The 12,753-nt window shown below is 69.9% G+C and carries 8 protein-coding genes and 1 pseudogene; 6 read left to right on the top strand and 3 right to left on the bottom strand.

Annotation, left to right across the window (positions count from 1 at the left end; all coding sequences use genetic code 11):
- Window positions 1–259: 259 nt before the first annotated feature.
- A complete protein-coding gene (locus ACFYXF_RS26375; RefSeq protein ID WP_389352901.1) occupies window positions 260–1,150 on the top strand; it encodes a cellulose-binding protein in 891 nt (296 codons plus the stop codon).
- 138 nt (window positions 1,151–1,288) lie between these two features.
- Here the strand turns inward: ACFYXF_RS26375 and ACFYXF_RS26370 are convergent, their stop codons facing one another.
- The gene (locus ACFYXF_RS26370; RefSeq protein WP_389352899.1) at window positions 1,289–2,827 is read right to left on the bottom strand and encodes an MFS transporter; all 1,539 of its coding nucleotides are present in this window, start codon (window positions 2,825–2,827) and stop codon (window positions 1,289–1,291) included.
- Window positions 2,828–3,237: 410 nt separating this feature from the next.
- On the opposite strand from ACFYXF_RS26370, the gene ACFYXF_RS26365 reads away from it, so the two are divergent.
- Together ACFYXF_RS26365 and ACFYXF_RS26360 are read left to right on the top strand one after the other, a co-directional pair.
- A complete protein-coding gene (locus ACFYXF_RS26365) occupies window positions 3,238–4,026 on the top strand; it encodes an ABC transporter ATP-binding protein (protein WP_369035471.1) in 789 nt (262 codons plus the stop codon).
- Window positions 4,023–6,596, top strand: coding sequence for an ABC transporter permease (locus tag ACFYXF_RS26360; protein WP_389352897.1), 2,574 nt, complete (start codon window positions 4,023–4,025; stop codon window positions 6,594–6,596). Before ACFYXF_RS26365 ends, ACFYXF_RS26360 begins: the two co-directional genes overlap by 4 nt.
- Before the next feature lie 130 nt (window positions 6,597–6,726).
- On the opposite strand, the gene ACFYXF_RS26355 is transcribed toward ACFYXF_RS26360, so the two are convergent.
- The gene (locus tag ACFYXF_RS26355; RefSeq protein WP_389352895.1) at window positions 6,727–7,224 is read right to left on the bottom strand and encodes a VOC family protein; all 498 of its coding nucleotides are present in this window, start codon (window positions 7,222–7,224) and stop codon (window positions 6,727–6,729) included.
- A 309-nt stretch (window positions 7,225–7,533) separates the two neighbouring features.
- On the opposite strand from ACFYXF_RS26355, the gene mfd reads away from it, so the two are divergent.
- A complete protein-coding gene (gene mfd / locus ACFYXF_RS26350; protein WP_389352893.1) occupies window positions 7,534–11,064 on the top strand; it encodes a transcription-repair coupling factor in 3,531 nt (1,176 codons plus the stop codon).
- A gap of 94 nt (window positions 11,065–11,158) precedes the next feature.
- Here the strand turns inward: mfd and ACFYXF_RS26345 are convergent, their stop codons facing one another.
- Complete coding sequence (locus ACFYXF_RS26345) at window positions 11,159–11,353, bottom strand: antitoxin (RefSeq protein WP_389352891.1); 195 nt, start codon at window positions 11,351–11,353, stop codon at window positions 11,159–11,161.
- A 180-nt stretch (window positions 11,354–11,533) separates the two neighbouring features.
- On the opposite strand from ACFYXF_RS26345, the pseudogene ACFYXF_RS26340 reads away from it, so the two are divergent.
- Together ACFYXF_RS26340 and ACFYXF_RS26335 are read left to right on the top strand one after the other, a co-directional pair.
- Window positions 11,534–11,797, top strand: a pseudogene (locus ACFYXF_RS26340) (hypothetical protein); the annotation flags it as partial.
- Between the two features lie 130 nt (window positions 11,798–11,927).
- Complete coding sequence (locus ACFYXF_RS26335; RefSeq protein WP_389353324.1) at window positions 11,928–12,659, top strand: HNH endonuclease family protein; 732 nt, start codon at window positions 11,928–11,930, stop codon at window positions 12,657–12,659.
- Window positions 12,660–12,753 lie beyond the last annotated feature (94 nt).

The following is a 12,753-nucleotide window of genomic DNA, read 5'->3' as shown; positions in this document are numbered from 1 at the left end:
GGGTTTTGGGGGGGGGGGCGCCGGGGGGGGGGGGGGCGGGGGGGGTTTGTCGTGGGGGGGGGGGGGGGGTGCCCCCCCCCGGGCCCCCCTGGGGGGGGGGGGGGGGGGGTGCCCCGCCCCCCCCCCCCACCCCACTCCCTTTTCGCATGCCGGGATGCGGACCGTGACCCCGCCCGGAGTGTCGCGTTAGGCACATTTCATCCCAATCCATCAAGATGTGCGCGAAATCATTACTTCGTATGTGGAGAGGGGTTGCAGGATGAGCAACGCAGTGATGTCGTCGCACGGGTTCGGGGCCGGACGGGGGCGCGGCTACCGGCCCGACCAGGTCGACGCGTACGCCGCCGCCCTCTCCGCGGAGCGGGACGCCGCCTGGGAGCGGGCCGCGCGGCTGACCGTGCTGGCCCGGCAGATGGGCGCCGAGTCGGAGCGGCTGCGGGAGGTCGTCGCGGGGCTCGCTCCGCAGACGTACGACAGCCTCGGCGAACGCGCCCGCCGGCTCTGGGAGTTGGGCGCCGAGGAGGCCCACGCCGTGCGCGAGCGGGGACGCGGCGAGGCACGTCAGCTGGTCGCGGCGGCTGAGGCCCGCGCGAACGCCCTGCGGGAGGGCGCCGACGCCGCCGCCCAGGCCGTACGCGCCGAGGCCGACGAACGCGCCCGGCACCGGCTGCTCGCCGCCCGCGCCGAGGCCGACGAGCTCCGGATCGGCGCCCGGCGGGACATCAAGGAGGGGCGCGGGGAGGCGCTGGCCGCGCTGCGCGAGATGCGGGCGCGGACCTCGGGGCTGCTCGCCGAGCAGGAGAAGGAGTATGCGGAGAGGTGGGCCGCGGAGGAGCGGCTCGCCGCCGAGCGTGAAGTCGCCCTGGACGCACGGTACATGGACCGCGTGACGGCTGCCGAGGCCGCGCTGTCGGAGGCGAAGCGGGCCTTCGCGGACGCCGAGGAGTCGGTCGGGCGCATCGAGGACGACGCCCGCGTCCACGCCGCCGAGATCCTCACCGAGGCCCGCGTCCAGGAGGACCGCATCGCCCGCGAGACGGAGCGCGTGCTGCGGGAGCACGGCGAGGAGTGGGACGACGTACAGGCCCACATGGACCACGTACGCAGCAGCCTGACCACGCTCACGGGGCGGGCCGCGGCGGCCGAATAGCACGCCGTACCGGGCCCGGTGGCGCCCGGGCCTGTCCGGCGGATCATGCCGCGGACGCGGGGACTCCGGTACGGCGGCTCCGCCGATCTGCGGCGTTGTCGCCGGTTGCCGACTCCCCCGTCCCCCTGTCACCCCCGCTCAAGGGCCGTCCTTGATGACCGGGAAGCGGCGCGGCGCCAGCACCAGCAGCGCCACGAACGCCAGAGCCGCCGCTCCCGCCGCGCCGAAGTAGACCGCGTGGACGGCGTCCGCGATGGCCCGTCGGGTCGCCTCCGGTGCGGCAGTCGAGTCCAACGCCCTTGTCACCGAGTCCAGGTCGCTCGCTCCGCCCAGCCGGGACGCGAGTACGCCGTTGGCGACCGCGCCGAACAGGGCCGCGCCGATCGTCTGGCCGGTCTGGCGGCAGAAGAGGACGGACGCCGTCGCCGTACCCCGTTCCGACCAGCCGACCGTCGACTGGACGCCGATGATCAGCGGGAGTTGGAAGAGACCGAGGGCGCCGCCGAGCAGCAGCATCAGGAGGGTGGGCTGCCAGGCGGAGCCGGGGTACGGGAGGAAGGGGAACGCCAGCAGGATCAGGGTCGCCGTGCCGATGCCGAGCATCGCCGTGTTGCGGAAGCCGATCCTGCGGTACACGTGCTGGCTCAGCGCCGCCGACACCGGCCAGCTCAACGTCCATACGGACAGCACGAATCCGGCCGCTGTCGGGGCCAGGCCCAGTACCGACTGGGCGTATGTGGGGAGGAACACCGTGGGGGCCACCATCAGCAGGCCCAGCGCGCCCAGCGCCAGGTTGACCGCCGCGATCGTGGGGCGCCGCCACACCCACCCGGGGATGATCGGCTCCGCCGCCCTGCGTTCGATCACCACCACGAGGAACACCAGCGCAAGTCCCGTACCGAAGAAGGCGGTTGACGGCACCGACAGCCAGGGCCAGGCCACGCCGCCCTGGACGAGGGCCGTCAGCAGGACGCCGCCGCACGCGAACACCGCGAGCGCGCCCGCCCAGTCGATGCGCGGGCGGGGGCCGGAGGTGTCGCGCTGCGGTTCGTGGAGGTGGCGGGCCAGGAGCCACATCGCGACCGCGCCGACGGGCAGGTTGACGAGGAAGATCCAGCGCCAGTCGGCGTAGGCCGCCAACACTCCGCCGACCGCAGGGCCCGCCACCGCCGAGGTCGCCCAGACTGTGGACAACTTCGCCTGGATTCGGGGGCGTTGCTCCAGCGGGTACAGGTCGGCGGCGAGTGTCTGGACCGTGCCCTGGAGGGCGCCGCCGCCCAGGCCCTGGATGACGCGGAAGGCGATGAGCGCGGCCATGTTCCAGGCCAGCGCGCAGAGGAGGGAACCGAGGAGGAACAGGGCCGCGCCCGCGATCAGGACCGGTTTGCGGCCGAAGGTGTCGGAGAGCTTGCCGTACACGGGGAGGGTGACCGTGACGGCGAGCAGATAGCCCGAGAACAGCCAGGAGAAGACGGAGAAGCCGCCGAGGTCGCCGACGATCTGCGGTACGGCGGTCGAGACGATCGTGGAGTCGAGCGCGGCCAGGGCCATCGCGAGCATGAGCGCGGCGACGACGGCTCCCCGCTTCTCGGTGCCGGCTCCGGCGCTCTGTGCGGCGCCGGGTATCGCGGATTTCGTACGGCGGCTGCTGCCCACCCGATTCCTTTCCCCATGCATCTATCGGCCGCCGACCACTCTGCCACTTGACCCTGACGCGGCGGGAGGGTGCAGCCTGGCTGGGCCGGAGGGCGGCGGCAACCCCGAGACTCGCTCCGCCGAAGGGTGTACTGCCCTTAGGGGTACCTCCCCACTACGGCTCGGGGAGGGTTCGTACCGGCGGAGGACGAGACGGGGCCCTGACCGTCCTTAACCTGGCTTTATGCCGCTGAAGGGCGGTGTGCAGGACCTCCGGGGGTGGGGTTTTCCCCCGCAGAAGACTGCGCTGGGCGTCAGAGACCCGGACCCCCTCCCGACAGCAGACTCATACACGTACCGAAGAGCGGCGACGCACAACCGGCCGCTACCGGGCAACCGGCTACTACCGGGCATCAGTGCGGCTTCGTGCTGACCGACTTAGGAGACATACCGTGACATCGGCTGTGACCATCACCAGGCACGGGGGCACTGGCGGGCGTACGGCCGTTGCCGCGCGGGCGCGGCAGGTCGTGAAGGCGTACGGGTCCGGTGAGACCCGCGTCGTCGCCCTGGACCATGTGGACGTGGACATCGCGCGGGGACAGTTCACCGCGATCATGGGCCCCTCGGGGTCCGGCAAGTCCACCCTCATGCACTGCCTCGCCGGACTCGACACCGTGACCAGCGGGCAGATCCATCTCGACGAGACCGAGATCACCGGTCTCAAGGACAAGAAGCTGACCCAACTGCGCCGGGACCGGGTCGGGTTCATCTTCCAGGCGTTCAACCTGCTGCCGACGCTCAGCGCGTTGGAGAACATCACGCTTCCCATGGACATCGCCGGGCGCAAGCCCGACAAGGGGTGGCTGGCCCAGGTCGTGGAGACGGTCGGGCTCAAGGACCGGCTGAAGCACCGGCCCAACCAGCTCTCCGGCGGCCAGCAGCAACGCGTCGCCGTGGCACGGGCGTTGGCCGCGCGGCCCGAGATCATCTTCGGTGACGAGCCGACCGGGAACCTCGACTCCCGTGCGGGCGCTGAGGTGTTGGGCTTCCTGCGGCGGTCCGTCGACGAGCTGGGGCAGACCATCGTGATGGTCACGCACGACCCGGTGGCCGCCTCGTACGCGGACCGGGTGCTGTATCTCGCCGACGGACGGATCGTCGACGAGATGTTCCGACCGACCGCCGACACCGTCCTCGACCGGATGAAGGACTTCGACGCTCGGGGGCGTACGTCATGACTGTGCTGAAGACCTCGATGCGCAACTTCTTCGCGCACAAGGGCCGGATGGCCCTCTCGGCGGTGGCCGTGATGCTGTCGGTGGCGTTCGTGTGCGGGACCCTGGTCTTCACCGACACCATGAACACGACGTTCGACAAGCTCTTCTCGACGACAGCGTCCGATGTCACGGTGTCGCCCAAGGGGGCCAAGAGCGACGGCAGTACCCCGCAGAACGGGGTTCCCGAGTCGATGCCGGCCTCCGTGCTGGCGAAGGCGCAGCAGGCCCAGGGCGTCAAGTCGGCTGAGGGCGCGGTCAGTTCGATGAACGTGACCGTCGTCGACAGCGACAACGAGAACATGGGGTCGAGCACCGGGGCCCCGACCATCGCGGGCAACTGGACGCGCAACGACCTGCGTTCGATGGAGATCACCAGCGGTCACGCACCGCGCGGTCCCACCGAGGTGATGGTCGACGCCGACACCGCCGACAAGCACCACCTGAAGATGGGCGACGAGCTGCGCACCATCGCGCAGACCGGCGACATCAAGGCGCGGATCGTCGGTATCGCCACCTTCAAGGTGACCAACCCCGGCGCGGCCGTCGTCTACTTCGACACCGCCACCGCACAGCGTGAACTCCTGGGCGCCACAGGCCGGTTCACCCAGCTGAACGTCACGGCGGCGAGCGGGGTAACCGACGACCGGTTGAAGCAGAACGTCACCAACACCCTTGCTGCGACCGGTGTGTTCAAGGTGCAGACGCAGAAGGAGTTCTCCGACGAGAACCGTGAGGGCGTCGGCGAGTTCATGAACGTCATCAAGTACGCCATGCTCGGCTTCGCCGGGATCGCGTTCCTGGTCGGCATCTTCCTGATCATCAACACCTTCTCGATGCTGGTCGCCCAGCGCACCCGCGAGATCGGCCTGATGCGGGCGATCGGTTCCTCCCGCAAGCAGGTCAACCGGTCCGTGCTGGTGGAGGCGCTGCTGCTCGGCTTCGTCGGGTCCGTCCTCGGTGTCGGCGCGGGGGTCGGCATCGCGGTCGGCCTGATGAAGCTGATGTCGATGGCCGGCATGAACCTCTCCACCGACGATCTGACGATCAAGACGGCCACCCCGGTGATCGGCCTGGTCCTCGGCGTCGTCGTCACCGTCCTCGCCGCCTACCTCCCGGCCCGCCGCGCGGGCAAGGTCTCCCCGATGGCCGCACTCCGCGACGCCGGCACCCCGGCGGACGGCAGGGCGGGCGTGGTGCGGGGCTTGGTCGGCCTGGTCCTGACGGGCGCGGGCGGGTATGCGTTGTTCCTGGCCGCCACTGCCGACAAGGCGAAGGACGGCTCGCTGGTCCTCGGCGCGGGCATCGTGCTCACGCTCATCGGGTTCGTGATCATCGGCCCGGTGCTCGCGGGTGGTGTCGTACGGGTGCTCAGCGCCGTACTGCTGCGGGGCTTCGGACCCGTCGGCCGCCTGGCCGAGCGCAACGCGCTGCGCAACCCGCGCCGTACGGGCGCCACCGGCGCGGCCCTGATGATCGGGCTCGCCCTGGTCGCCTGCCTCTCGGTGGTCGGCTCGTCGATGGTGGCCTCGGCGACCGACGAACTCGACAAGTCGGTGGGCGCGGACTTCATCGTCGAGGGCAACCAGCGGTTCGTGCCGCAGGCGGAGAAGGCGATGCGGAACTCGCCCGGCCTGGCCCACGTCACCCGGTACAAGGAGGTCGAGGTCACGCTGACCCCGCCCGGCGGCAAGGCGGAGAAGACCGAACTGACCGCCGCCGACCCGACGTACGCCTCCGACCTGCGCCGCGCCACCACCTCGGGGACGCTGAGCGCCGCGTACGGCAAGGACGCCATGTCGGTGGGCTCGGGGTACGCAAAGGAGCACGGGGTGAAGGTCGGCGACACCATGACCGTCGCCTTCAAGGGCGGCTCGACGGCCAGGCTCAAGGTCGCCGCCGTCACGGACGACGACGTGGCCATCGACAAGGGCTCGCAGTACCTGTCCATCGCGACGATGGAGAAGTACCTGCCGGCCGACAAGGTCCCGCCGAGCGACCTGCTGTTCGGCAAGGCCGAGAAGGGCCAGGAGAAGCAGGCGTACGCCGCCCTGAAGAAAGCACTCGACCCCTACCCGCAGTACCAGGTCCGCGACCAGACCGACTACAAGCAGGAGTTGAAGGACCAGATCGGCCAGCTCCTGAACATGGTCTACGGGCTGCTCGCCCTGGCGATCGTGGTGGCGGTACTGGGTGTGGTGAACACGCTCGCGCTGTCGGTGGTGGAGCGGACGAGGGAGATCGGCCTGATGCGGGCGATCGGCCTGTCGCGCCGACAACTGCGCCGGATGATCCGCCTGGAGTCCGTGGTGATCGCCCTCTTCGGCGCACTGCTGGGGCTCGGCCTGGGGATGGGCTGGGGCGCGACCGCCCAGCAACTGCTCGCCCTGGAGGGCCTGAAGGTCCTGGAGATCCCGTGGATGACGATCGGCGGGGTGTTCGCGGGGTCGGCGTTGGTGGGGCTGTTCGCGGCGCTGGTGCCGGCGTTCAGGGCGGGGCGGATGAATGTGCTGAACGCTATCGCTACCGACTAGGGGGACGGGGGAGCAGGGGGAGACGGGGGAACGGGGGAGCCCGGCGTCGGGGAGTCTGTGGACTCCTTGGCGCCGGGCTTCGTGTCGAGGTGTGTTGAGTGGCCCGTCCACCACGCGGTACCCGCTCCGGTCAGCCGAGGTCGGAGTCCCGGCCGGGGAAGAAGTCGGCGCTTTGGACGTACTTCATCGCGTTGGTGAACTCCGGGTCGTCGAGGCGGAGTTCCATCTCCTGCGGGCTCAGGTCCTCCACGCGGGTCTGGATCCAGTACAGGTTGCCCAGCGGGTCGCGCACCCGCCCGACCCGGTCGCCGAAGAACAGGTGGGTGACCTCGGTGACCGAGGTGCCGCCGGCCGCGACAGCCTGACGGTGCACGGCGTCGGCGTCCTCGACGTAGAGGCGAAGGAAGCCGGGGGTCGGCGGCCACTCCGGCCGCGCGTCGAACATCATCACCACCGAGTCACCGATCCGCACCTCCGCATGCTCGACGCTGCCGTCCTCGCCGGCCAGGCACGCGAGCTCCTCCGCGCCGAACGCCCTCTTCATGAAGTCGATGAGCCGCACCGTGTCGCGAGAGATGATCCACGGCGTCACGGTGTGGTAGCCCTGAGGAACAGGTTTGACGGACATCCGGCTGCCTCCTGGGGTGGTGCGAGTGCCCCTATGGCGGTGATGGCGGTGATGACGCTAGTTCTGCTCTAGGCCAGCTCGTGTCCTAGAGCGCACCCGATGGATGACGGCGCACATGACCCCACCAGGGTCGCGCGGGAAGCCGGGCCGTGTGGGTCGGACCGATTCAGGGGGCCGATGCGGCGCACGTTGTCCACAGGCGCCACGCCTGCCCACATGGCGACGTACCCTGGACACCCCCCGGCCCGTCACACGTGTCGGGCGGTTCGCGTTGCCCACCCCAGACGAACCCTCACGAAAGCCCCCCTCATGAGCCTGCACGGTCTGCTCGACGTCGTCGTCAAGGACGCCGCCCTCGCGGAAGCGGTCAAGGCCGCCGGCGGCGGCAACCGGATGCATGTCGACCTGGTCGGACCGCCCGCCGCGCGCCCCTTCGCCGTGGCCGCGCTGGCCCGGGAGGCCGGGCGCCCGGTGCTGGCCGTGACCGCGACCGGCCGGGAGGCCGAGGATCTCGCCGCCGCCCTCAGGTCGCTGCTGCCGCCGGACGGGGTCGTGGAGTACCCGGCCTGGGAGACCCTCCCGCACGAGCGCCTCTCCCCGCGCAGCGACACCGTCGGCCGCCGCCTCGCCGTACTGCGCCGCCTCGCCCACCCCACCACCGACGACCCGGAGACCGGCCCGGTCTCCGTCGTCGTGGCGCCCGTACGTTCCGTACTCCAGCCGCAGGTCAAGGGGCTCGGCGACCTGGAGCCGGTGGCGCTGCGGACCGGTCGTACGGCCGATCTCAACACGGTCGTCGAGGCGCTGGCCGCCGCCGCGTACTCGCGCGTCGAGCTGGTCGAGAAGCGGGGCGAGTTCGCCGTACGCGGTGGCATCCTCGACGTCTTCCCGCCCACCGAGGAGCACCCCCTACGGGTGGAGTTCTGGGGCGACGACATCGAGGAGATCCGGTACTTCAAGGTCGCCGACCAGCGGTCCCTGGAGGTCGCCGAGCATGGGTTGTGGGCACCGCCCTGTCGTGAGCTGCTGCTCACCGACCAGGTGCGGGAGCGGGCCGCCGCGCTTGCCGAGGCTCACCCCGAGCTGGGGGAACTGCTCGGCAAGATCGCCGAGGGGATCGCGGTCGAGGGCATGGAGTCCCTCGCCCCGGTTCTCGTCGACGACATGGAACTGCTGCTCGACGTGCTGCCCAAGGGCTCCATGGCCGTCGTATGCGACCCGGAGCGGGTGCGGACGCGGGCCGCGGATCTCGTGGCGACCTCGCAGGAGTTCCTCCAGGCGTCCTGGGCGGCCACCGCGGGCGGCGGCGAGGCGCCCATCGACGTCGGCGCGGCCTCGCTGTGGTCCATCGCGGACGTACGGGACCGGGCGCGCGAGCTGGACATGATGTGGTGGTCGGTCTCGCCCTTCGCGGCGGACGAGGAACTCGACGCGGACACCCTCAAGCTGGGCATGCACGCGCCCGAGACCTACCGCGGCGACACCGCGAAGGCGCTCGCCGACACCAAGGGCTGGCTCGCGGACGGCTGGCGCACGGTGTACGTCACCGAGGCGCACGGCCCGGCCGCCCGTACGGTCGAGGTGCTCGGCGGGGAGGGCATCGCCGCCCGCCTTGAGGCGGACCTGACCTCCCTGACGCCCTCCGTCGTCCATGTGGCGTGCGGCTCGATCGACTTCGGGTTCGTCGATACGACGCTCAAGCTCGCCGTGCTCACCGAGACCGACCTCTCCGGGCAGAAGGCGGCGGGCAAGGACGGCGCCCGGATGCCCGCCCGGCGCCGCAAGACCATCGACCCGCTGACCCTCGAAACCGGCGACTACATCGTGCACGAGCAGCACGGTGTGGGCCGGTACATCGAGATGGTCCAGCGGACCGTGCAGGGCGCCACTCGTGAGTATCTGGTTGTCGAGTACGCGCCTGCCAAGCGTGGTCAGCCCGGTGACCGGCTCTACATTCCCACCGACCAGCTGGAGCAGATCACCAAGTACGTCGGCGGCGAGGCGCCCACCCTGCACCGGCTCGGCGGCGCCGACTGGACGAAGACCAAGGCCCGCGCCAAGAAGGCCGTCAAGGAGATCGCCGCCGATCTCATCAAGCTGTACAGCGCGCGGATGGCGGCGCCCGGGCACGCGTTCGGGCCCGACACGCCCTGGCAGCGCGAGCTGGAGGACGCCTTCCCGTACGCCGAGACGCCCGACCAGTTGACCACGATCGCCGAGGTCAAGGACGACATGGAGAAGACGGTCCCGATGGACCGCCTGATCTGCGGCGACGTCGGCTACGGCAAGACGGAGATCGCGGTCCGCGCCGCGTTCAAGGCGGTGCAGGACGGCAAGCAGGTCGCCGTCCTCGTACCCACAACTCTCCTTGTCCAGCAGCACTTTGGGACCTTCGGCGAGCGCTACTCCCAATTCCCGGTCAACGTACGGGCGTTGAGCCGCTTCCAGACGGACACCGAGGCCAAGGCCACCCTGGAGGGGCTGCGGGAGGGCTCGGTCGACGTCGTCATCGGCACGCACCGGCTCTTCTCCTCCGAGACCAAGTTCAAGGACCTCGGGCTGGTCATCGTCGACGAGGAGCAGCGGTTCGGCGTCGAGCACAAGGAGCAGCTGAAGAAGCTGCGCGCGAATGTGGATGTGCTGACCATGTCCGCCACCCCCATCCCCAGGACCCTGGAGATGGCGGTCACCGGCATCCGCGAGATGTCGACGATCACCACCCCGCCGGAGGAGCGCCACCCGGTGCTGACCTTCGTCGGGCCGTACGAGGAGAAGCAGATCGGCGCCGCCATCCGCCGTGAACTCCTGCGTGAGGGCCAGGTGTTCTACATCCACAACCGGGTCGAGTCCATCGACCGGGCGGCTGCACGGCTGCGCGAGATCGTCCCCGAGGCGCGGATCGCGACCGCCCACGGCCAGATGTCCGAACAGGCCCTGGAACAGGTCGTCGTCGACTTCTGGGAGAAGCGGTACGACGTCCTCGTGTCGACGACGATCGTCGAGTCCGGCATCGACATCTCCAACGCCAACACGCTGATCGTGGAGCGCGGCGACAACTTCGGGCTGTCCCAACTGCACCAGCTGCGCGGGCGAGTTGGCCGTGGCCGCGAGCGCGGGTACGCCTACTTCCTCTACCCGCCGGAGAAGCCGCTCACCGAGACCGCGCACGAGCGGCTCGCGACCATCGCCCAGCACACCGAGATGGGCGCGGGCATGTACGTCGCCATGAAGGACCTGGAGATCCGCGGCGCCGGAAACCTCCTCGGCGGCGAGCAGTCCGGGCACATCGCGGGAGTCGGCTTCGACCTCTACGTACGGATGGTCGGCGAGGCCGTCGCGGACTACCGGGCCTCCCTGGAAGGCGCGGTGGAGGAGGAGCAGCCGCTGGAGGTCAAGATCGAGCTGCCGGTCGACGCCCACGTCCCGCACGACTACGCCCCCGGCGAGCGGCTGCGCCTGGCCGCCTACCGTGCCATCGCCGCCGCGAACACCGAGGCCGACATCAAGGCCGTACGGGAGGAACTCGTCGACCGCTACGGCAAGTTGCCCGAGCCGGTCGAGAACCTGCTGCTCGTGGCCGGGCTGCGGATGCTCGCGCGGGCCTGCGGGGTCGGCGAGATCGTGCTCCAGGGCACCAACATCCGCTTCGCGCCGGTGGAGTTGAGGGAGTCGCAGGAGCTGCGCCTGAAGCGGCTGTACCCGGGGACGGTCATCAAACCGGCCGCCTACCAGATCCTCGTACCGCGCCCCAAGACCGCGAAGGTCGGCGGAAAGCCGTTGGTCGGGCGGGAGTTGCTGGGGTGGACCGGGGAGTTCCTGGCTTCGATCCTGGGGTCCTAGCACCAGTACGGGCTTACGGAGAAGCCGTCCGCGGCAGGTTGGTGTCCGCGGACGGCTTCTGTTGTGCTTCGGTGGGTACTCGAGACCTCCGGGGCTATGGCTGGTCGGGCCTGTCGCGATCGCGGTCACGGTCCATGCCGATCGTGCCCTCGACCCTCTGCTGAGCGTCGTCGACCTGGCTCGTGTACTTGTTGCCCGTCTTCTCGTTGATCCGTTTTTCCGCAGTGTCGGAGGCGTTCTGTCCCGCCTTGCCGCGCATCTGCTCCTTGATCTTGTCGAAGATGCCCATCCAGAGCTCCTTCCGGAGGTGAGTCAGCAACGACGATACGCCCGGTATGCGCGATACGCCCCTTGGGCGCCGGTGGGCGCCCCTGTGGTGTGGAAAGCCCGGCCGCTAGCCTGGCGACCAGGAAAAACAGGTCGAACAGCGGAATTCCGTACACGGGTAGCAGGGGAGGGACGCATCGTGATGCGTGTGAGGGGTGGGGGTGTCGCCGCCGTCGTACTCGTGGTGGGGTTCGGGGTCGGCGGGTGCGACGGTACGACCCTGGGGTCCGCCGGGCCCGAGGAGAGCGCGAGCGGTGCGGCCGGCGGGGGCGGTGGTGGCGGGGGTGCGGCGCTCGCCGCCGTCGACTCGCTGACCGTGAAGGGGCGGGCGCCGAAGACCGGGTACGCCCGGGACCGGTTCGGCAGCGCGTGGGCGGACACCGACTCCAACAAGTGCGACACCCGCGTTATCTCTATGCTTCGCTGGGTTACTAAGGTGTTTGTACAGCTCAAGTGGGGAGTCGTGAGCTGTGCTTACTAAGAGGGACGTGAGGCACAAGGGTGCCGGGAACATACGCTTCGTCCGCGCCGCGGCGGTGGCAGCAGTCGCAGTTCTCCTCTGTTCGGGATGTGAAGGTCTCGGCGAAGACGGCTCATCGACGGGGTCGGGGCCGGGGTCGGCTGCGCCGGATGGACGGGTGGTCAGTCCGCTCAAGAATCCCGATGGCACGAAGCCAGGGCTTGCGCCCGTGACGACGGACGCGGACAAGGCTGCGGGCCGAAAGCTCATCAATGAGCTGTCCACCAAGGGGCGAGGGCCCAAGACGGGTTACGACCGGGACAAGTTCGGCTACGCGTGGATGGACACGGCCGACGGCGTGCCGCTGGCGAGGAACGGGTGCGACACTCGAAACGACCTCATTCGACGCGATGGCCAGAACCTCCGTTTCCGGGCCGGCTCCGACTGCGTGGTCATCTCCATGACGCTGCACGACCCGTACACCGGGACGACCATCGAGTGGCGCAAGCAGAAAGCCTCCGAGGTGCAGATAGATCACATGGTGCCGTTGTCCTACAGCTGGCAGATGGGTTCGTCGCGCTGGCCGGAGACCAAGCGCAAGCAGCTGGCCAACGACGTGCTCAATCTGATCCCGGTCGAGGGTCGAGCCAATTCCTCCAAAGGGGACTCGGGGCCCGCGTCCTGGCTCCCGCCCAACAAGTCGGTCAGGTGCGCGTACGTAGTCCGCTTTGCCCAGGTGGCGCTCAAGTACGAGATGCCGGTGACGGCGCCCGACAAGCAGATGATGCTGAGGCAGTGCGGCGGCTGAGAGGGCAGCTGACCTGGGCCGGTGGGTATGGCCGCCGTCAGCTGCCACCCTCGGCAGCTACTTCAGGTCCTAGGCGGTGGCTTCCCCCCTCGGA

It is taken from the genome of Streptomyces sp. NPDC002680 (assembly GCF_042889145.1).
GTDB classification, from domain to species: Bacteria; Actinomycetota; Actinomycetes; order Streptomycetales; family Streptomycetaceae; genus Streptomyces; species Streptomyces adonidis.
The sequence above is the reverse complement of the archived record's forward strand: the minus strand, read 5'-3'. Positions and strand labels throughout refer to the sequence as shown.